At 66.0% G+C, this 20,398-nt stretch carries 18 protein-coding genes, 3 tRNA genes and 1 pseudogene; 10 read left to right on the top strand and 12 right to left on the bottom strand.

Annotation, left to right across the window (positions count from 1 at the left end; genetic code table 11):
• The first annotated feature begins 145 nt into the window (after window positions 1-145).
• From AC56KL_RS05410 to AC56KL_RS05420, 3 genes are all read left to right on the top strand, one after another.
• Window positions 146-230: transfer RNA gene (locus tag AC56KL_RS05410), tRNA-Leu, on the top strand.
• Between the two features lie 94 nt (window positions 231-324).
• Window positions 325-409 (top strand) — tRNA-Leu (locus AC56KL_RS05415).
• A gap of 59 nt (window positions 410-468) precedes the next feature.
• Window positions 469-553 (top strand) — tRNA-Leu (locus AC56KL_RS05420).
• A gap of 88 nt (window positions 554-641) precedes the next feature.
• Here the strand turns inward: AC56KL_RS05420 and cueR are convergent.
• Window positions 642-1,037 carry a Cu(I)-responsive transcriptional regulator gene (gene cueR, locus AC56KL_RS05425; RefSeq protein WP_497179136.1) on the bottom strand — a complete coding sequence of 132 codons (396 nt, stop codon included), beginning with the start codon at window positions 1,035-1,037 and terminating at the stop codon, window positions 642-644.
• Window positions 1,038-1,151: 114 nt separating this feature from the next.
• On the opposite strand from cueR, the gene AC56KL_RS05430 reads away from it, so the two are divergent.
• Window positions 1,152-1,349, top strand: a complete 198-nt coding sequence (locus tag AC56KL_RS05430) for a hypothetical protein (RefSeq protein WP_497179137.1) — start codon at window positions 1,152-1,154, stop codon at window positions 1,347-1,349.
• A 52-nt stretch (window positions 1,350-1,401) separates the two neighbouring features.
• The gene (gene phaP, locus AC56KL_RS05435; RefSeq protein ID WP_497179138.1) at window positions 1,402-1,965 is read left to right on the top strand and encodes a TIGR01841 family phasin; all 564 of its coding nucleotides are present in this window, start codon (window positions 1,402-1,404) and stop codon (window positions 1,963-1,965) included.
• A gap of 95 nt (window positions 1,966-2,060) precedes the next feature.
• Here phaP and tssA read toward each other — a convergent pair whose 3' ends face one another.
• Complete coding sequence (gene tssA / locus AC56KL_RS05440; RefSeq protein ID WP_497179139.1) at window positions 2,061-3,050, bottom strand: type VI secretion system protein TssA; 990 nt, start codon at window positions 3,048-3,050, stop codon at window positions 2,061-2,063.
• Window positions 3,051-3,060: 10 nt separating this feature from the next.
• Window positions 3,061-3,600: pseudogene (locus AC56KL_RS05445) on the bottom strand (AAA family ATPase); the annotation flags it as partial.
• 95 nt (window positions 3,601-3,695) lie between these two features.
• On the opposite strand from AC56KL_RS05445, the gene AC56KL_RS05450 reads away from it, so the two are divergent.
• The 3 genes from AC56KL_RS05450 (at window position 3,696) to AC56KL_RS05460 (ending at window position 8,529) form a co-directional block, all read left to right on the top strand.
• Window positions 3,696-4,508 (top strand): hypothetical protein, encoded by an 813-nt coding sequence (locus AC56KL_RS05450; protein WP_497179140.1) that lies wholly within the window; start codon window positions 3,696-3,698, stop codon window positions 4,506-4,508.
• 101 nt (window positions 4,509-4,609) lie between these two features.
• The gene (locus tag AC56KL_RS05455) at window positions 4,610-6,262 is read left to right on the top strand and encodes a VRR-NUC domain-containing protein (RefSeq protein WP_497179141.1); all 1,653 of its coding nucleotides are present in this window, start codon (window positions 4,610-4,612) and stop codon (window positions 6,260-6,262) included.
• A gap of 71 nt (window positions 6,263-6,333) precedes the next feature.
• The gene (locus AC56KL_RS05460; RefSeq protein WP_497179419.1) at window positions 6,334-8,529 is read left to right on the top strand and encodes an ATP-dependent DNA helicase; all 2,196 of its coding nucleotides are present in this window, start codon (window positions 6,334-6,336) and stop codon (window positions 8,527-8,529) included.
• Here the strand turns inward: AC56KL_RS05460 and AC56KL_RS05465 are convergent.
• The 7 genes from AC56KL_RS05465 to AC56KL_RS05495 all read right to left on the bottom strand — a co-directional run bounded on the left by AC56KL_RS05465 (window position 8,526) and on the right by AC56KL_RS05495 (window position 15,311).
• Window positions 8,526-9,263 carry a LytR/AlgR family response regulator transcription factor gene (locus tag AC56KL_RS05465; RefSeq protein WP_497179142.1) on the bottom strand — a complete coding sequence of 246 codons (738 nt, stop codon included), beginning with the start codon at window positions 9,261-9,263 and terminating at the stop codon, window positions 8,526-8,528. The genes AC56KL_RS05460 and AC56KL_RS05465 overlap by 4 nt on opposite strands.
• Window positions 9,264-9,266: 3 nt before the next feature.
• On the bottom strand, window positions 9,267-10,340 hold the full coding sequence (locus AC56KL_RS05470; protein WP_497179143.1) for a sensor histidine kinase: 1,074 nt from the start codon (window positions 10,338-10,340) through the stop codon (window positions 9,267-9,269).
• Window positions 10,341-10,374: 34 nt separating this feature from the next.
• A complete protein-coding gene (locus tag AC56KL_RS05475) occupies window positions 10,375-11,085 on the bottom strand; it encodes a LiaI-LiaF-like domain-containing protein (protein WP_497179144.1) in 711 nt (236 codons plus the stop codon).
• Complete coding sequence (locus AC56KL_RS05480; RefSeq protein ID WP_497179145.1) at window positions 11,075-11,464, bottom strand: LiaF transmembrane domain-containing protein; 390 nt, start codon at window positions 11,462-11,464, stop codon at window positions 11,075-11,077. The genes AC56KL_RS05475 and AC56KL_RS05480 overlap by 11 nt, the downstream gene beginning before the upstream one ends.
• Before the next feature lie 200 nt (window positions 11,465-11,664).
• Window positions 11,665-11,838: a hypothetical protein gene (locus tag AC56KL_RS05485; RefSeq protein ID WP_497179146.1), complete on the bottom strand. Its 174-nt coding sequence runs from the start codon at window positions 11,836-11,838 to the stop codon at window positions 11,665-11,667.
• Between the two features lie 59 nt (window positions 11,839-11,897).
• On the bottom strand, window positions 11,898-12,059 hold the full coding sequence (locus AC56KL_RS05490) for a hypothetical protein (RefSeq protein ID WP_497179147.1): 162 nt from the start codon (window positions 12,057-12,059) through the stop codon (window positions 11,898-11,900).
• Between the two features lie 288 nt (window positions 12,060-12,347).
• Complete coding sequence (locus AC56KL_RS05495) at window positions 12,348-15,311, bottom strand: TonB-dependent receptor (RefSeq protein WP_497179148.1); 2,964 nt, start codon at window positions 15,309-15,311, stop codon at window positions 12,348-12,350.
• A gap of 259 nt (window positions 15,312-15,570) precedes the next feature.
• On the opposite strand from AC56KL_RS05495, the gene AC56KL_RS05500 reads away from it, so the two are divergent.
• Entirely contained in the window at window positions 15,571-16,530 is a 960-nt protein-coding gene (locus AC56KL_RS05500) for an N-acetylmuramoyl-L-alanine amidase-like domain-containing protein (RefSeq protein WP_497179149.1), read from the top strand.
• A gap of 437 nt (window positions 16,531-16,967) precedes the next feature.
• Window positions 16,968-18,887: a polysaccharide biosynthesis protein gene (locus AC56KL_RS05505; protein ID WP_497179420.1), complete on the top strand. Its 1,920-nt coding sequence runs from the start codon at window positions 16,968-16,970 to the stop codon at window positions 18,885-18,887.
• 126 nt (window positions 18,888-19,013) lie between these two features.
• On the opposite strand, the gene AC56KL_RS05510 is transcribed toward AC56KL_RS05505, so the two are convergent.
• Window positions 19,014-19,157 carry a hypothetical protein gene (locus AC56KL_RS05510; RefSeq protein ID WP_497179150.1) on the bottom strand — a complete coding sequence of 48 codons (144 nt, stop codon included), beginning with the start codon at window positions 19,155-19,157 and terminating at the stop codon, window positions 19,014-19,016.
• 39 nt (window positions 19,158-19,196) lie between these two features.
• On the bottom strand, window positions 19,197-20,321 hold the full coding sequence (locus AC56KL_RS05515) for a polysaccharide biosynthesis/export family protein (protein WP_497179151.1): 1,125 nt from the start codon (window positions 20,319-20,321) through the stop codon (window positions 19,197-19,199).
• Between the last annotated feature and the right edge of the window lie 77 nt (window positions 20,322-20,398).

Consider the following 20,398-nt stretch of genomic DNA (forward strand, 5'->3'; position numbering starts at 1 on the left):
ATAATCTCGGTCTCTTCAGCAAGGCAGCACGTTGCAGCAGGAGAGAAAGCAGTAGCGGGAAGAGCCTTTGGCGCAGCGATCGAACGAAAGTTGATCTAGCGAAAAATGACAAAGCCTGCTATTGTAGCAGAGTTAGCAGTTCAGTGCCCACGTGGCGGAATTGGTAGACGCGCATGGTTCAGGTCCATGTGCCGCGAGGTGTGGGGGTTCGAGTCCCTCCGTGGGCACCACTCTACTGGTAGTACTCCGCAGCAGGATGCAGTATCGTAGGCCCGGTGGCTTTGCCGCCGGTGCGGAAGGCAGCATAGCAATAGCAGTTTTAATGCCCACGTGGCGGAATTGGTAGACGCGCATGGTTCAGGTCCATGTGCCGCGAGGTGTGGGGGTTCGAGTCCCTCCGTGGGCACCATCTACCGGATGTGAATCCGCAGATTGTCGTACATGTTTTGATGTTGTAGCAGTATCAGTGCCCACGTGGCGGAATTGGTAGACGCGCATGGTTCAGGTCCATGTGCCGCGAGGTGTGGGGGTTCGAGTCCCTCCGTGGGCACCAAACTCTACCAGGACAGTTTCATGATCCCTGTCCCGCAAAACGCCGTAAGCTTTGAAAAAGGCTTACGGCGTTTTGCGTTTCAGCCTCCCTAGTGCGCGGCCAGGTCGTCGAGGATCGGGCAATCCGAACGGGCGTCTCCATGGCAGGACGCGGCCAGCGACTGCAGGGTGCGGCGCATCGCTTCCATCCCGGCGATCTTGCGGTCGAGTTCCTCGATATGGGCGCGCGCCAGCGCGCGTACGTCGGCGCTGGCGCGGCCCTGGTCCTGCCACAGGTTCAGGAGCTGGCCGATCTGCTCGAGCGAAAACCCGAGGGCCCGTCCCCGGTGCACGAACTGCAGCACGCGCACGTCGTCTTCGCCGTACACACGGTAGCCTGCTTCGCTGCGCTGCGCTTGCCTGAGCAGGCCGATCGATTCGTAATGGCGGATCATCTTGGCCGAAACGCCAGACGCCCTGGCGGCGTCGCCGATGTTGAGCTGCATCTTGGTCTCCAGTGCGGTCTCCTGTTGTTTCCCGGTGCAGCATACACCTTCCCACTGAGGCCAACTCAAGGCGGCGCTTGACTTCGCGGCGCATCGCGCTAAGCTCGGCTGGCCATGAAACCGATCCTTCTCCTCTTCACGCTCGTCCTGACCGCGCAGGCGGCCCTCGGCGGGCCGGCGCCCTGGTACCAATGGCGCAGCAAACTCAACGGCGCCCTCGCCTGTTCGCAGACCCCGCTCGGACCGGGCTGGGAACAATTCGCCGGCCCCTACCGGGACGCGCGTTGCGAAAAACTCATTGTTGCTAAATAATGGGGTGGTAGGCGCAGCCCATCCGATCTATTCCAATACTGAGGAGACACCGATGTTTACGAGTCCGGAGCAGTTTGCCAACGCCACCAAGACCCTGTTCGACCTGCAGATGCAGACCTTCAACACGCTTGCGGACAAAACCGTGAAAGGCGTGGAACAGGTGATGGCGCTGAACATGAGCGCAGCGAAGAGCTCGATGGAGGGCACGATCGCCGCCGGCCAGGAAATGGCCAGGGGCATGGGCGGTGGAGGCGACCCCAAGGCAGCCATCGCCGCCCTGCATGCACGCATGCAGCCCGGCGCCGCTGGCGCCGCGGAATACCGCGAGCAGCTCAAGTCGATCATCGACGAGATGCACCAGGAGTTCCGCCAGGCCGCCGACACCCACGTGGCCGAAGCCAAGAGCACGCTGTCGGCCCTGATCTACGACGTGACGCAGAACGTCAAGCCGGGTTCCGAGAACGCCGTCGAGATCATCAAGACCGCGATCGACAATGCCTTCAAGGGCTATGAGCAGGTGACCCAGGCCACCCGCCAGGCCGTGCAGACGGTGGAAGCGCAGATCGCGAAAGCCAGCTCGATGGTACAGCCGGGCATGCAGAAGCCGGCCGAATAAAGGCTGGACCGGTTCGACCGGCTGGGTCAGCCAGCCGGTCCACGAAAGAAAATTTCATTGCAGGCTGCACATGAAATTTTCTTTCACCCTTCCCTCTATCCTCCTCCCGCTTCGATTCCCAGCAGATCTTCCAGCCGCGCCAGCGAGACGTCGTCCTTGATCACCGAGCGCAGCCAAGCGTGCAGCGGCTGCTCGCCCCAGCGCGCCGCCTTCTCGGCCAGGTAGGCGACCGGGCTGTGCGGCTCGGTACGCCGGAAGAACTCGGCCACGCTGCGCAGCTGGGCCAGGGCCTGCTCGCGGCTGTGCAGCGGGCCCCCGAACGCCATCGCCACCGTGCTCACCTGGCCGGATGCCGGCGCGACCGCCATCCCTGCACCCGCCGCGGTGGCAGTCATCGACGTCGACCCCGGCGGCGCGACCATGTCGGCAAGGTCGCGCAACGCCGCGCGTGCGGCGCCGAAGCTGGGCCCGTCGGCGCCGAGCCGCTCGTCCACGACGCACTCCAGCTCCGCCAGCGCGGCCAGGCAGTCTTCGGCGCCCGTCGCCAATGCCTCGCGCGCCGCCGGCGTCGATCTGGCGCGCGCCGCTTCCAGTTCGGCCATCGCCTCGGGGCCGCGCATGCGCGCCGCTTCCCACGCCATCAAGCTCACGCCTTCGGCGATCGGCACGTCCTTGACCAGCGGCGCGATGCGCGCGGCGATCCAGGCGAGGTTGCCGATGCGGCGGTCGTGGCCATCCTCGTCCGGCAGCGGATGCACCTCGATCCAATAGCGCTCGCACAGCCCGGCCAGCAGGCGCAGGCTGTCGGCCAGCCCGGCCAGGCCGCCGGTCCTGGTCGCGCTTTCGACCAGCCAGACGGCCAGCTGCAGGTCCTTGCTGCGCGTTTCCATCAGCTCGGCGCAGCGCCTGGTGACGAACTTCCAGTCCGCTTCCTTCAGCGTCGTCACCCAGGCGCCCTGCTCGATCGACGGGTCGTCGGCCTGGCGCGCGCGGTTGATGGCGTCGACGTCTGGCGAGAACGCGAGATCCTCGCCGCAGGGCTGCGCGCTATTCACCGGCGCGAGCAGTTTATCGAGATCCAGCATCGAAGCCTCCTTACTCGATCGCATACTTGAACTTGCCGGCCTTGGTGGCGCCGACCTTCACCCGTTGAATCGCCCCGCCCTCGGCCATCCGCGCCAGTATGCTGTCGGCGATCTCGGGCAGCAGCGTGCCGTTCAGGATGTTGTCGACGTTGCGCGCACCGGAATCGACTTCGGTGCAGCGGCTCAGCACCGCCGACACCAGCGCGTCGTCGTACTCGAAGCGGGCGCGGTGGTTGTCCATCACGCGCGCCTTGATGCGATCCAGCTTGAGCCGGATGATATTGACGAGCACCTCGTCGCGGATCGGGTAGAACGGCACCACCGCCAGGCGCCCGAGGAAGGCCGGCTTGAAGTGCTTCATGAGCTGCGGGCGGATCAGCTCGGCCAGCTGGTCCGGCGTCGGCACCTCGCCCAGCGGCTTGTTCAGGCAGGCGCCCATCATCTGGCTCGAGCCGACGTTCGAGGTCAGGATGATGATCGTGTTGCGGAAGTCGATCTGGCGCCCTTCCGCGTCGTCCAGCACGCCCTTGTCGAACACCTGGAAAATCAGCATCGCTTCCTCCAAGATTGTTTCTAATCAGAAGCAGGAGAACCAATCTTAGGAGGTATGCCGTGCGGCCTACAGATGAAAATCAATCCACGTCCATGCGTCCGAACCTGATGTCGCCGCGCCGGCCCACGACCAGCGGCGAGGACAGCATCCTGGCGATGCTCGAGCGCGAGCCCACCCGCAAGCGCAAGGGCGGCGCATCAAGCGCCAGGCGGGCCTGGTACGGCGCGGGCGGCGTGGTCGCACTGGCGCTCACCGGCGCGCTGGCCTGGCTGGCGGCCAACAACGACGGCCGGCGCACCGACGGGCAGGACATGGTGCTGGCGCAGGCCGGCAAGCCGGCGCAGCAGCAGGCCTCCGCCCAGCCCGCGCTGGCCGCATCCGGCGCGCAAGCCCCGCTGTGGCAGGTCGCGCTGGCCGCCTCGCCCGAAACGCTGGAGCCCGGGCACGCCAGCGCCGCCGTCATCGTCGACCAGCCGTCCGCAAGCGAGGGCGTGCCGCCGCTGCGCATGCTGGAGCCGGCGCGCAAGCCGGCCCAGGCCGCGGCGAAGCCGCTGCCCCCGGTGCGGGTCCCCGTGCCTGCGGCCCAGGCCCCGGCGCGGTCGCCGGCCAGGGCCGAGCCGCCAACGCGGGCGGCGGCCGTTCCGGTGAAGCCCGCCCCCCGCCAGGCCATCACGCCGGCCCGGCCGAAGCCGGCGCTGGCCGCGAAGAGCGCCGTCCGGCCGCTCCAGCCGAAGGCCCAGCGCGGGGTCACCCCGGCCAGGGGCGCCGAAGCGCCGGTCGACGCCGACGTGGCCCTCATCTCTGCCGTCATCGTGCATGCCAACGGCCACGCGCCGGAAGGCTCGCAGATGACCGAGCTGCTGTGTCCGAACGATTCGTGCCGGGCGCGTCCGGACCGCAAGTAGCGTGGCGAAAAGTCCGCAGGCCCGCGAAAATTCGGGATACTGCTGGGCCATTGATCGGTCGTGCGGCTATACTGTACATAAGCACAGTAAGGCCTCAGCACATGATCAGGGTTCTGGAAAACGAGTTTTATTATCTGGACAACTTTCAGCGTGTCCTCGATTGGATCGGCGAACGCTATCGCGACCTGCTCGTCGATGAGGAGCTGGCTTTCCTGGCCACCTTCCCCACGCTGCCGCAGAATGCACGCGCGCTGTTCGTCCGCATGGTCATGCGCAAGGGGAAGCTGTTCCGCGCCAGCAAGCTGGTGTACGGGGAAATCGGCTGTCCGCGCGAGGCCTCGCGCCACCTGCTCGCTACCGGCTGGATCGAAACCGACCCGGTGATCTGCCTCGACGAGCTGTTCGACCTGCTGTCCAAGCCCGAGATCGCCGCGGCCTTCGGCCCGCACCTGCTACAGCAAAAGAACGCGCGCAAGGCCGAGCAGCTGGAAGCGCTGCGCGCAGGGTTCGCCGACAGCCGCCCCTTCTCACACTGGTACCGCGATTGCGGCGACCTGGCCCTGCGCATCGGCGTCAAGCCGCTGTGCGACCGCCTGCGCCTGATCTTCTTCGGCAACCTGGCCCAGGACTGGACCGAATTCGTGCTGTCCGACCTCGGCATGTTCCGCTTCGAGCAGGTCGAGATCTCGCAGGCCTCGCGCGGTTTTCGTTCGCGCGCCGATGTCGAGCACTACATCCTCCTGCACGGCTGCAAGGAACGCTTCTACGCCGGCGAGCCGCTCGACGAAGTGCTGCGCGACCTGCCCGCCCACGTCTTCGACAACGACTGGCTGGCCGGCCGGCGCGAGAAGCTGCTGTTCCGGATCGGCCAGGGCTTCGAGAAGCTGAAGGACTGGGACAATGCCCATGCCGTCTATGCGCGCTGCCGCTATCCCGGCGCGCGCGGGCGCGCCATCAGGGTGATGGAGAAGCATGAACGCTTCGATCAAGCGTACGCCCTGTTTCTGGAAGCCCAGGCCGCGCCCGAGAGCGAGGCCGAGCGCCAGCATTTGACGCGCATCGGGCCGCGCCTGGCGCGCCGTCTCGGCCACGCCAGGCTGGCGGCCCGCAAGCCGCAGGTGGCGCGCCTCGACCTGGCGCTCCCGATGCCGATGTCGGGCACGGACCGCTGGGTCGAGGGCGTGGTGCGCGACCACCTGGCCAGCGAAGACGCGCCCGTGTTCTACGTCGAGAACGCGCTGGCGAATTCCCTGTTCGGCCTGCTGTGCTGGCGCGCCGTCTTCGCGGCGATTCCCGGCGCCTTCTTCCACCCCTTCCACCGCGGCCCGGCCGACCTGCACAGCCCGGACTTCCACCTGCGCCGCAAGGCCGAGTTCGATGCCTGCCTGGCGCAGCTCGACGACGGCAGCTACCGCGACACCATCCGTACCCACTACCGCGAGAAAGCGGGCATCTCCTCTCCCTTCGTCTACTGGGGCGCCCTGAGCGAGGAGCTGCTGGAGCTGGCGCTGGCCTGCATCCCGCCGCAACACCTGCGCAAGTGGTGCGAACGGATCATGGCGGACGTGCAGGCCAACCACACGGGCTTTCCCGACCTGATCCAGTTCTGGCCGGCCGAGGGGCGCTATACCATGATCGAGGTGAAGGGACCGGGCGACCGCCTGCAAGACAACCAGCTGCGCTGGATCGAGTACTGCGCGGCGCATGGGATGCCGGTGTCGGTGTGCTACCTGCAGTGGGAGCAGGCTGCTTGACCGTGGCTCCGGCCTACACGGTCGCGGTGCGCGCACTGTGCGAGTTCACCGCCAAAGAGGGCGACCTCGACATGCGATTCACGCCCTCGCCCACCGCCCAGGAAGGCATTGCCGGTCACGCGGTGGTGACCGGCCGGCGCGGTCCCAATTACCGCACCGAGGTGTCGCTGGACGGCAGCTGGGGCGAGCTGCAGGTGCGCGGGCGCGCCGACGGCTACGACCCGGACCAGAACCTGATCGAAGAGATCAAGACCCACCGCGGCATGTTTTCATCGATCCCCGACAACCACCGGCACCTGCACTGGGCCCAGGTGCGGGTCTATGGCCACCTGCTGTGCAGCCAGCTCGGACTGGAGCAGGTGAACCTGGCCCTGGTCTATTACAACATCGGCAGCGGCGAGGAAACCGTGCTGCGCGAAACCCGGGATGCCGCGGCGCTTGCGGCCCTGTTCGCCGAATTGTGCGAGCGCTTTTCCAGCTGGGCGGCGCAGGAAGCAGCGCACCGCGCCGCGCGCGACCTCGCCCTGGGCACACTGCGCTTTCCGCACGCGCATTTCCGTCCGGGCCAGCGCGAACTCGCGGAAAACATCTATCGCGCCAATAGCAGCGGACGCTGCCTGCTGGCGCAGGCGCCGACCGGCATCGGCAAGTCCGTCGGCAGCCTGTTCCCCGTCCTGAGGGCGATGCCGGGCGAAGGCCTCGACAAGGTCTTCTTCCTGGCCGCCAAGACGCCGGGCCGCCGGCTCGCGCTGGATGCCGCCGCCAGCCTCGGCGCCGGCCGCACGGTCCCGCTGCGCGTGCTCGAGCTGACCGCGCGCGACAAGGTCTGCGAACATCCTGACAAGGCCTGCCAGGGCGACGCCTGCCCGCTTGCAAAGGGCTTCTATGACCGCCTGCCGGCCGCCCGCGCCGCAGCCAGCCAGGTGGCCCTGCTGGATCGCGACGCCCTGCGCGACGTCGGACTCGCCCACGATGTCTGCCCCTACTACCTCGGCAGCGAAATGGCGCGCTGGGCCGACATGGTGGTCGGCGACTACAACTACTATTTCGACGGCAGCGCCATGCTGTATGCGCTGGCGCTGGAACGGGGCTGGAAGACCAGCGTGCTGGTCGACGAGGCCCACAACATGGTCTCGCGCGCGCGTTCGATGTACAGCGCGGAGCTGGAACGCGGCCAGCTGCGCGCCGCCCGCGCCAATGCGCCTGCGCCCGTCAAGAAAGCCCTGGAGCGGGTCGGACGCGCCTGGAGCGGCGCCGACAGGGAGGCGCCGCTGCCGGCTGCTCCCTACCAGGTCTTGCCGGAGCTGCCGGGCAAGCTGCTGGACGCGCTGCAGCACGCCACCAGTACCGTCAACGACTTCCTGGTGGAATTCCCCGGCCCGCTCGACCCGGAGCTGCAGCGCTTCCATTTCGACGCCCTGGGTTTCCTGCGCCTGGCCGACACCTTCGGCGAGCATTCGCTGTGCGACCTGACCCGCGCAGGCGTCAAGGACTCGACCATCAGCATCCGCAATGTGGTGCCGGCGCCCTTCCTTGCCCCACGCTTCGCGCTGGCCCGTTCGGTGACGCTGTTCTCGGCTACTCTGAGTCCCTGGCATTATTTCTGCGATCTGCTCGGCATGCCCCCCGGCACCGCCTGGGCCGACGTCGCCTCACCCTTCAGCGCCAGCCAGCTCGAGGTCCACGTCGCCCACGGCATCTCGACACGCTACCAGCAGCGCGCCGCGTCGCTGGGGCCGATCGCCGACCTGATCGCACGCCAGTACGCGGCGCGCCCCGGCAACTACCTGGCCTTCTTCAGCAGCTTCGACTACCTGGAACAGGTGCTGGCGCGGCTGGAACAGCATCATCCGGAAGTGCCCGCCTGGCGCCAGGAGCGGCGCATGAGCGAGCCGGAACGGGCGGCTTTCCTGGCGCGCTTCGCACCGGGCGGGCGCGGCATCGGCTTCGCGGTGCTGGGCGGCTCGTTCGGGGAAGGCATCGACCTGCCGGGCGAGCGCCTGATCGGCGCGTTCGTTGCGACGCTCGGCCTGCCGCAGGTGAATCCGGTGAACGAACAGCTGCGCGAGCGGATGGGGGCCATGTTCGGCGCCGGCTATGACTACACCTACCTGTATCCCGGCATGCAGAAGGTGGTGCAGGCAGCCGGGCGGGTGATCCGCACCGAGCAGGACCGGGGCGTGGTATGGCTGATCGACGATCGCTTCGCACGCTCCGAGGTGCGCGCCCTGCTGCCCCGCTGGTGGGACGTGGACAGCCGCTCCTAGCGCATCAGCTCGCGCACCTTCTGGTAGCCGCTGCGGCTGATCGGCAGCCTGGTCCCGTCCTTCAGCACCGCACAGTAATTGTCCTTGCTGGCCGGCTCGATGCGCGCGATCGACCCCACGTTGGCGATGTAGGAACGGTGGATGCGGATGAACACCTGCGGGTCGAGCTGGGCTTCGAGCTCGGACATGCGCTGGTTCTTCAGCCAGGCCTTGCCGGCCGCCGTCACCTGCACGTAGTCGTCCTGCGCCTCGATGTAGTCGATACTGCCGCTTGGGACCACATGCACCCGCGCGCCGTCCTTGATCAGGACGCGTTCGAGGTAGCCGCGCCGCTGGGCGGCATCGCGCACCACGGCGTCCAGCTGCGCCGCCCCGTCAGGCTGCGGCCGGCGGCTGCGCGCATGGTCCAGCGCCTGCGCCAGCCGCTCGCGCCCGAAAGGCTTGAGCAGGTAGTCGATCGCATGCACCTCGAAGGCCTTCAGTGCGTACTGGTCGTAGGCGGTGGCGAAAATGTAGTGGGGCTTGCTGCCGGCCAGTTCCACCACTTCGAAACCGTCCAGCTTGGGCATCTGGATGTCGAGGAAGACCAGCTCCGGATCCAGCTCGCCGATCGCCTTCACGGCCTCGAAGCCGTTCGCGCACTCGCCCACGATCTCCATGTCGGGGTGCTGCGCCAGGAGCTCGCGCAGCAGCGCGCGCGCCAGGTGTTCGTCGTCCACGACCAGTACTCGCATCGCCTATTTCTCCTTTGTCTCCGCGGGCAGCAGCAGCTCCACACGGAATGTCTCTTTGTCGCGTGTCCAGTGCACGCTGCCTTCCCTGCCATAGGCTGCTGCCAGGCGCTGGCGTACGTTCACCAGGCCAATTCCGTTGCCGGCCTTCGGCGTGCCCGCCTCGTCCGGATCGGCGTCGTTCTCCACAGAGATACGCAGCAGCGAACCGCACCGCTGCGCGGCCAGCCGTATGCTACCGCCCTCCAGCAAACCGCCGATGCCGTGCTTGACCGCATTCTCCACCAGCGGCTGGAGGATCATCGGCGGCAACAAGCAGCCGCTCGCGTCCTCACCGACCCGCTGCTCGAAGGCCAGGCGAGGACCGAAGCGCACCTCCTCGATCGCCAGGAAGCGCTCGACCAGGCTGATCTCTTCGCGCAATGCCACTTTGCGGTGCGCTTCCATTCCCAGCGTCTGGCGAAAGAACCCGGCCAGCAGCAAGGTCATCTCGCGTGCGCGCGTCCCGTCGATCGCGGTCAGGGCGCTGATCGAATTCAGGCTGTTGAACAGGAAGTGCGGGTCGATCTGTGTGCGCAGCATGCGCAGCTCCGCGTCCTGCGCCAGCAGGCGCGACTCCAGCTCGCGCGTCTCGGCGCGGCGCGCCCGGCCGAACTCCAGGGCCAGGTAGTGCGCCACCGCCGTCATCCAGTACAGCAGCACCCCGATCCCCAGCATCACCGCGACGAAGGGGCGGGTCACGGCCACCGTGTCGCCCTCGCCAAGGACCAGGCCGCACAAGGCGGCCCAGGCGCTGCCGGCGGCGCACCACAGCACGGCCGCGCTCAGGCCGCTGAACAGGAACACCGATAGCACCGCAGCGAGACTGCGCTGCGCCAGCGGATACGCGCGGCACAGGTAATAGGCGGAAAAGCCGCATGCGCAGGCATAGCACAGCGTCAGCGGCAGCGCGAACAGCAGGCTGGCGGCCGGGCCGGCACCAAGGGTCGCCGCGATCAGCCCGGCCAGCAGCACGCCCAGCATCAGCCAGGCCAGCAGGTAGAGAGCGACGCCGCGGCGCGTCGAGAAACCGCCGCTCAAGCGCGCACCGCCGGCTGCTGCGCGTGACGAGGCATCAGTTCCTCACCTCGACGCCGCCCATGATCGCATAGCCGCGGATGACCAGGCGCTTGCTGTTGTCCGGGGGCGTCGCGGTCTTTTCCTCGAAGCCGCCCATGATCGGCGTACCCTGCAGGACGACGGTCCAGTCGGGCGGGCACTTGATCGTCACGCCGCCCCAGAACGCGAACACGTTGAGCACCGCTTCGCCCTGGATCGAAGCCGTGCGCATGTCGAGCGAGCAGCCGCCCATCACGGCCGTGACCTCGCCGCCGCGGAAGTCCTGGGTGCCCACGCGTCGTTCGAAACCGCCCAGGATGGCGGCGATGTCCACCACGTCGCTGCCCGAGCCGAGGTCGTCCTTGAGCGAATCTGCCTGCATCATGCGCCGCCCGGTCAGCGCCCTGTACAGCAGGAAGCCGCCGGCGCCGATCAGGAACAGCGGCCACAGGGTGCGGACGTTGAAATCGATGATGTCCATGCGGTCCAGGATCATCAGGACGCCCAGGCCAGCCAGGCCGGCGCCCATCAACTGGCCGCCACGGGTCTGGGTGTCGCGCAGCTTGACGGTGCCGGCGATGATGAACACCATTGGCCAGAACGAGATGGCGCGGTGGAAGTCGACGATGTCCAGGTTATCGAGCAGGAACATCAGGCCCATGAAGATCACGAGCAGGCCGAGCACGATCTGGCTGGTCACGCCCTTTGACTGGAAATTATCCTTCATATTTGTTCTCCATTTGCTTGTTGGCAGTCTGCTGGGCGAAGCGGCGGTTGAACAGCGGCTGGAACACGAGCTTGACGCCCCAGGCCAGGATGAACAGCGGCCAGCTGTTGCGGAAGCTCAGGCCGAACAGGTGTTCGAAGCAGGCGAACAGCCACAGGCCGATAAAGGCCGTCCACAAGCCGTTGCCGAATTCGCGCGGGCTCGGATAGCCGATGGCCTGGTTGATGCCAACCACCACCAGCAGCAGCGGTGCATAACGCCAGTAGTCGCCCGCGTCGACGTGGCCAAGGCGGTCGAGCAGGATGACACTGCCGACCAGGATCATGAGCAGTCCCCAGACTGCCTGCTTGCGCCAGTGGTACGCTTCTTCGGTATGCATGGTGCCTGCCTCTCGTGTGTGAATGTATGGACACACGATACCGGAACGGCAAGGCTGGGGGAAAGCGCCGATCGGCGAATGGCCGCGCGGGAGCGGTGAATGGAGAAGAATTCGGCGGACGGCGCCGAGCCGGCGAAGGATGGACGAAAAAAACCCGCCATGGAGGCGGGCCAGTGGGCAGCGTTACCGGCAAGCGGTACTCAGGCCGATTCGGACAGGTCCATCTGCGGACGGCCTTTGGGCTGGTTGCGGTACTTGGCGCGGGCCTCGGCCATCTTGACGGCTTCGCGCGCGATGTTGGTGCGGCGGATCTCGAGGCGCTCCTTCTTGCCGCGGTGTTGTGCCTCGTGTTTGTTGCCGATACTCTTGGTCATGAACGTCTCCTGGTTGGCACCGCTCTCGCGGTGAGGCCGCGCCGTCCTGGCGCGGGTGCTTAGGAGCGGTTGGTGCCCATCTTGAGATCGGACGGCATCAGCATGCCCCAGCCGAGCTGGCGGCGGATCTCCTCTGGCGTCGGCGGCGGTGCGGTGTCGCGCGCGCGGCGCTCGAGGTATTCGCGTACCAGGTGCTTGGGTGGATGCTTGATCTCGGACATGGCGACCTCCGCTTCCGTTGGGGGCCGCCGCATGCCGCGCCGGCCCGAATTGGTGCCGGTCCTCGAGGCGACCGGCTAACCTGTTGAGCTGTCGGCGCCGCGCGTTTGTCGCACAGCTTCCTCACTCAGACGTATCCATCTTAACAATCGGCTCTGCAGGCCACCGTTAGGTGCCGCACATTGCTCGATAGGCGGTCTCCTACAGAGCCGCGGGCGCGCAGGGAAGCGCAGGGCGCCGGAAGAAAAAAGGGGAGCCGGAGCTCCCCTTACGATCGAACACGCCCCGAATCAGAAGCGGTACTTCAGGTACGCATAGTAGATGCGGCCGGTGACATCCAGTTTCTGCTGCTCTTCCTCGCTGTAGCGATAATAGGCGCGCTTCACGTTGGTCAGGTTGGTCGCCTGGAACAACAGCTGCAGGTTCGACGTCAGGTTGTAGCTGGCGTTGAAGGCCAGCGTGGTCACCGGCGCGGCCATGGTCGGCGCCACCGGCATCAGGATGCCGTTGATGGTCGAGAGGCCCTGGCTGTTGGCGTTCGGCGCCGGCGCGGTCGAGGTGTTGATGTACTCGCTGCGGTAGTTGGCGACCAGGCGGGCCGACAGCTTGTCGTTCTCGAAATACACACCGAGGTTGGCCGTGTATTCCGACGCGCCCACCATCGGACGACCGTCGTCGACGCGGGTGCGCGACTTGCTGGCGTTCGAGGTGAAGCCGAAGCCGGTACTGCCGAACGGCTGCTCGTACATGACTTCGATGCCGCGAATGCGGGCGCCCTGCTGCGATGCCGAATTGACCGCGAAGTTCTTGATCTGCGAATCACGCGGATCGAGCAGCTGCACCGTGTCCTGGCCGGCGATGCCGGTCTTCGGATACCCGGTGATGTTCGATGCGAACAGGTTGAAGCCGAACATCGAGCGCGGCGCGAAGTACCACGAATAGGACAGGTCGATGTTCTTCGAGAACAGCGGCTCCAGGTTCGGGTTTGGCCCGGTAACCTGGCAGATACCGTCGGTACAGGCGGGCGTGCCGTAGCCGGCGCCGAGCAGGTTGTAGTTCTGGCGCGCGATCGTCTTGCTGGCGCCGAAGCGCAGGATCTGGTCCTTGGTCAGCTCGTAACGTACATTCATGCTGGGCAGCAGGTTGTTGAAGGTACTTTCCTTCGCCTCCTTGAAGTACATCACGCCCGAATTGATCACGAAAGGCACGCCATCGTAGTACTGCACGCCATCGCTGGCGGTAGTGATCGCGCCCGGTACGGCGGCGCAGGTCGTCACCGGCTTGCCTGGTTCCGTGCGTGGGCACAGGCCCGCCGGAATCGGCGACGGCACCTGGGCATTGATCTTGGTGCGGACATAGCGCAGGCCAACGTCGCCGGACCAGCGCTCGCCTTCCAGGTTCGCCATGACATAGGCTGCGCTTTGGCGCTCACGCATGTCCAGTTCGCTCGAGACGCGGCGTTCCCACTCGGCGTTGGTCGGCTTGTAATTGGCGGCGAAATAGGCCTTCAACGCTTCCGGAGTCAGGGTCCAGCTAGTGTTATCCCAGCCCGCCGGTCCGTCCAGGTCGGCGCCGAAATCCTTCGGATACGGAATGAAGTTCGATCCCGCGACCGGCTCGTTCGCCGACAGGGCGCCGGTGCGCAACTGGGGGAAGCGGCGTGCGCTCTTGCGGCGGTGGTCGGCATGGCGCGCGCCGAAGCTGAGCTGCTTCACCAGCGAATGGTCGAGCAGGTACTCGGCGTCGAGGTTGAGGCTGGTTTCCTTGTCGGTGGTCTTCACGCCCGAAGCGGCGCGGCCGCTCAGGACGTAACCGCTGCCGTCGGCATTGCGGCCAGGGACATTCGGGCCGGTGCCAATGTACTGGACGAACGGCGCGTCATGCAGGTCGCCCAGCGCATAGCGCACGCCGGTGCCGTAACGGGTGTAGGTCAGGCCCTGGTCGAGGCCGGTCTGGCCGAGGCCCCTGGTGGTGGAAAACAGACCCTTGACGATCAGGTCCGGGCTGACGCGGTACTTGGCGTCGAGGTCGAGGAAGGCGCTGGTCGCCTTGGCGCCGTCACGGTAGGCGCCCTCGGTTTCGCCGATGTACTGCGGGGTGGTACCGGTCGGGTAGACGATGTCGGCCGATTTCAGTACCTTCAGCTCGTGGCCGTAGATGGTGCGCTCGGTAACGATGACCGGGTTCTTGATCTGCGCGTAGACACGCTGGCCGTTCGAATTGGTCGGCGCGGCGCCGCCTTGCACGCCGCCGAGGCCGCGCAGCATGCTGAACATGGCGCCGGCATTGAGGCGGCCGAAATTGTTGGCCTTCATCTCCGAATGGAAGCCTGTCATGGTCATGTCCAGGTCGGCGTTCGGCTTGAACTGGGCCGAGAACATGCCGCCTTTGCGGTCGCGCACGCTCTCGACGAATTCCGTACTCATCGAACCCGGGATGCGCACGCCGTTCAGGTCGGACGCCTTGTAGCCGGTACCGGCCAGCGAAGCGTCGGTAATGCCCTGCATGGTGGTGGTATTGATCACGTCCCAGCCGCTACCGCCCGAATACGCGAAACGCGAGGCCGAATCGCGGCGCACATGGCGCTTCTCGGCGAAGCCTTGCAGGATGAAGCCGAAGGTATTCGACTCGTTCTTCCAGTTTATCGAGGCGTTGGTGTCGTGCGCGGCCTTGCCCGGAAGTTCCGAATACACGGCGCCGAGGTTGACGACGCCCGTCAGGCGCTCCTTCTGGGCCAGGGGCTTGCGGGTGCTGACGTTGATGGTGCCGGCCATGCCGCCATCGACGATGTTGGCTTGCGAGGTCTTGTAAACGATGGCCTGGTTCAGCACCGAGGACGGCAGCAGGTTCAGACTGGTCGAGCGACTGCTGGAAAGCTGGTCCGCGACATACCAGTCGCCGCCGGAGACGGTGTGGCCATTGAACAGGACCAGGGTGTGATCCGGGTTGGAGCCGCGCATCGCGACCTTCTCGGCTTCGTCGTAGTCGGTGCGGACGGCCACGCCGGACAGGCGCTGCAGCGAATCGGCCAGGTTCTTGTCAGGCATCTTGCCGACGTCTTCGGCGGTAATTACTTCCACGTTGGCGCCCGCATCGCGCTTGACCGCCAGCGACTTGGCCATCGAGGCGCGGATACCGGTGACTTCGACGGTCTGGATCTGGCCCGCAGGCGCATCCTGCGCCATGGCCGGCAGGGCGGCCAGGCTCCATACGGCCATCGATACGGCCGCTGCGAGCGGCTTCTGTTTGAACATGGTGTCTCTCCTGGTGTTGTAGCTTTAGTGAGCTGCTTGAATGAGCTGCTTGAGTCGGCAATGGCTGGCGCATCCTTGCCATTTTCGAAGTATTGACGAATTGAACTCTGATTGAAAATCACTTGTTTTCGCGTCTATATAACTTCCTGGAATGTGCATATACTGGCATTGCAAAAGTTATACGCAGCGAACAAAATTTCATTACCAGAACTGCCCGCGCGGGAGTAGCGTGCAGCTACCATCACTGCCCGTTTCGATCATGACCACCGTCACTCGCCTCTGCTGCCTGCTGCTCGCCAGCGCGACCCTCGCCGGCTGCGCCGGCGCGCCACGCGGCACGTCCGCCCTGCCCGCGGCCGACGCGCCGCTCGCCACCGTGCTGCAGAAGCAGATCTACCAGATGACGCCGCAGGAAGCGGGCCGCTACATCGCGCACGTCCACACGGCCGAACCCGACCTGCGCAAGCGCATCGCCGCGATCGGACGCAAGAACCTGGGCCAGCCGTATTCCTTGCACCTGCTCGGCGAGTTTCCGTACGAAATACACGATGAGCTGCCACTGTTCAGCCTGAAGGAAAGCGACTGCGTCGTGTTCGCGGAGCACACCTATGCGATGGCGCTGTCGCAGTCATGGGAAGAGTTCTTCTGGATGCTGCAGCGGATCCGCTACCGCGACGGCGTGATCGGCGTCGCCACCCGCAACCATTACACGGAGATGGACTGGAACGTGGCCAACCGCTGGCTCGTCACCGACGTCAGCGCCGATCTGGCCGGACCTGGCGGTCCCTCCTATGCGATGACGGTGGACCGCGCGCGCTTCCTGCGCACCCGCCACCAGACCGTCCGCGACATCCCGGTCGAAAGCAGCCGCCAGGCCTATGTGCCCAAGGAGCAGGTCGCGGCCGTGGCCGGCCAGCTGCAGGAAGGCGACTTCGTGAACGTGATCTCGACCCGCAACGGCGAATACTGGGCCTCGCACGTCGGCCTGGTGGTGCTGGGCCCGAACGGAGAGCGGCGCTTCCTGCATTCTCAGGCGCCCCAGGTGCGCGAAGAGAGCTTCGACTCCTTCATCGCTCGCGCCGCCGAGCGCGAAGCGGGCAACGCCGCGTCCGGGAAACCGGGCCAGGTGCTGGCCGGCTTCAAGTTCCTGCGCCTGAACGAGACGATCGCGGTGCCGCCGATGGCGCCGCAGCCACGCCCGGGCCGTCCGAACGCCTGACCCGCGCCGTATCCCCTCTCCAGCTGCCGGGTCGCCGGCGGCTGTCACCCTACCGCAACGCGCCGCTTCGACGGCGCGTTTTCTTTTCCGGCATGGCGCTTCGGTACTGGCGCGGCAGGCCGGCCTCGCTCATCACACAATAATCTATGGAAATAAATATGCGATTTATTTCCTAATACCATTTCCCAATCTCATTTTTCGGCATTTTCCAATTAATTCACTGGCCGCCGTTGAGTCAAGTCAAACACCATTAGCAGTGGTCGCCAGATAATAAATTTACAAAACTTCTTCCGCCATTTCCATATAACCGCCAGCTTCTCTTCTTATGCATTACCGCGCTCGAATCTGCCATTAAGGCTTTCTCATTCATTCCTAACCAGCAGCGGATTGCCATGCCCAATTTCAGCCCCGATCGTTTCAGCCAGCTTTGCGCACGAATGGTGTCGATGAGCCGCACCAGCAAGATCGCCCTGATGGTGGGGGCCGATCTGCTGGCATTGCCGGCCTGTTTCCTGATCGCGATGATTTTGCGTGGCGGCGATTTACAGCTCGCGAAGAATTTCGGCCCCGCTTCCTATGCATTGGTTGCGGTAGTCACCATTGCCGCTTTTTCCGTTTCCGATTTATACCGGGCGGTCATCCGCTTTATCGACCAGCGCTTATTGAGTTTTACCGGAGCGGCCCTCGCATTCGCCATATTGTGCGTATATGTCGTATTAATCATCATGAATGAACCGCGCTTTCCGCGCAGTGCGCTGGCCATTTACTGGTTCGTCGTTTTCTCCTATGTCGTCACTTCCCGGATCGGCCTGCGCAACCTGTTGCGCGCCCATTACGGACGGCGCGCGCCCAGTTCGGATGCGGTCGCCGTCTACGGCGCCGGCGAGGCAGGTGCGCGCCTGGTGCAGGCGATGCGGCACAGCGACGAATACCGTCCGGTGTGCTTCTTCGATGACAAACGCGCCCTGAACGAGCGCACCATCGCCGGCCTACGGGTGTTCAATACCACGCGGCTGGTCGAACTGGCGGCGGCCCAGGGCATCCGCACCATCGTCATCGCCCTGCCCTCGGTGTCGCCGGAGCGCCTGCGCGACATCATGCAGCGGCTGGGCCAGGCCGGGCTGCCCGTCAAGATCCTGAGCCGCCTGGTCGACCTGGCCGACGACCGCCCGCCGGCACGCGATTCGATCCGCGAACTCAAGTTCGAAGACCTGTTGGGCCGCCCGCCGGTGCCGCCACGGCTCGACCTGTTCGCCCGCTGCGTGCGCGGCAAGAGCGTGCTAGTCACGGGCGCCGGCGGGTCGATCGGCAGCGAACTGTGTCGCCAGATCGTGACCCTCACGCCGCACGAGCTGCACCTGCTCGACCACTCCGAATACGCGCTCTACACCGTGCGCCAGGAGCTGACCGCACGCTTCCCCCGCCTGAGCATCCATGCCCACCTGGGTTCGGTCTGCAACCACGACCTGGTCGAACGCATCCTGGGCGACGGCAAGGTCCACACGATCTACCACGCCGCCGCCTACAAGCACGTGCCGCTGGTCGAGGCCAACATCGTCGAGGGGCTGCGCAACAACGTCCTCGGCGCCCAGGTCGTCGCCAGCGCCGCCGCCCGGCACCAGGTCGAGACCTGCGTGCTGATCTCGAGCGACAAGGCGGTGCGGCCGACCAACATCATGGGCGCCAGCAAGCGCATCGCCGAGCTGATCTTCCAGGCCGCCGCGGTGCGCCACGGCGCCCATACCACCTTCTGCATGGTCCGCTTCGGCAACGTGCTGGGCTCGTCCGGCTCGGTGATCCCGCTGTTCCAGCGCCAGATCGCCCGCGGCGGCCCCCTCACCATTACCCATCCGGAGGTGTCGCGCTACTTCATGCTGATCGCCGAGGCGGCCCAGCTCGTCATCCAGGCCGGCGCCATGGCCAAGGGCGGCGACGTGTTCGTGCTCGACATGGGCGAGCCGGTCAAGATCGTCGACCTGGCCCGCACCATGATCGCCATGTCCGGGCTCACCGAGCGCACGCCGCAGAACCCACGCGGCGACATCGAGATCCAGTTCGTCGGCCTGTTCCCCGGCGAAAAGCTGCACGAGGAATTGCTGACCGACGGCACCGTCTTTCCCAGCGAGCACCCGCGCATCATGCGGATGAAAGAAAGCGCGCTGCGCCCCAGCGTGCTGGAAACCTGCATCACCTGCCTGATGATGGCCTGCGAGACCCATGAGCGCGGCACGATCGAATCGATGGTCAAGGCCATCGTCGCCGAGTACGTGCCGACCACGCCGGTGGCGCCGCCGCCGCTGGTCGCCGACACCCAGGGCGCGAGCCTGATCAAGAAATTCGTGCCGTTCCGGATCTGAACCTTTACCCCACTGTCACCCACCGACGAGGAAACACATGCGCGACGAGAATACCTCCCCTCACCTGGAGCAGCTGCTGGCAAGGCTGCAGGACCGCACCGCCGTCATCGGCATTGTCGGCCTCGGCTAAAGGGTGTTGAAATAGCCTTTCAGGTCGACCGTCGGCTCTTCGGGCAGCGGCTCCGGAGGAAGTGGGTCGAAGGGCACCGACAGCACGGGCGGGCTGTGCGAGATGTGGGTCAGCGGGTGGGCGTCGGCAGGATTGCTCATGGTGGCGGACCTCGCTCGGGACGGCGCTCAGGACGGTGCTCAAGGACGGGTGGTCACGCCGACCGCGGAGGTCAACGCGCCAGGGAACAGCAAGCTCAAGTGGCGGTTCCAGTTGGCCAGCGGCGATGCGGCGACGTACACCACGTCCTTCGGGCGCAGCTCGAAGGATTCGGCCATCGCCAGCGCGCCGCTCACGCGCGCGTCGAGCTGGAACACGCGCGTGCGCTCGGGTGTCTTGCGCACCACGTAGATCTGGCGCGCGTCGCCGCTCAGGGGACTGACGCCGCCGCTCTCGCCCAGGGCCTCGTTCAGCGTCAGGCGGCCGTTGTGCATGGTGAGGGCCTTCGGCGTGACCACTTCGCCGGACACGAACACCTTGCTTTCGTCGCGCGAGTGTACGCGCACCACGTCGCCATGCCTGAGCAGCACGGTGCCCGGGTTCACGCCCTTCTGCACCAGGTCGCGCAGGTTGATCATGTAGCGGCCCGGCCCACGTTCGACCACGATGCGGCTCTGGTCGGCGCTGGGCAGCATGCCGCCTGCGCGGTTGAGCGCCTCGACCAGGGTCATGGGAATGTCGTTGATCGCCTGCAGGCCGGGCGCCTTGACCTCGCCGTCGATGTAGACCCGCTTGCTGCGATAGGACTGCACGCGCAGCGTGACGCTCGGCTGGGCGATGTAGCGCGCCAGCTTCCTGGTCAGCAGGCTCCTGGCCTGTTCCTCGGTCTGGCCCTCGACGTGCAGCAGGCCGATGAGCGGAAACTGGATGCGCCCCTGGTGGTCGACCGCGAAGCCCGGCGGCAGCGCGTTCGGCGGCGCCGTGCCGCTGTCGGCGGCGGCGGTGGCGGCGGTCATGCCGCCGCCGGCCAGCTCGGGGTGGTCCCACACCACGATCGACAGGACGTCGCCCTGGCCGATCGTGTACGGGGCGGGGTTGGGTACGATGAGCGGCGACAGGTCTTGCCGGGACTGCTCGGCCAGCGCCCGCCGCTCGCTTTCGATCAGCTGCTCGGTGATGATCTCGGTGGGTGGCGCATCGCCGCCCTCCTTGCCGCTGCCGGCGAATTGCATGCCGGTCGAGCAGCCCCCGAGCACGGTGGAGAGGGCCACGGCCAGCAGGAGCAGCCGGCCACCCGGTATTGCGACTGAACAAATCCAAGCCATGATTGTTGCCTATCAAAAATAGACGTGTTATTGGAACGGTTCAGTCCAGCGTACGGCGTCCATCAGGCTTGGCTTTG

This window comes from Telluria sp. ZB4P34 (genome assembly GCF_059686055.1).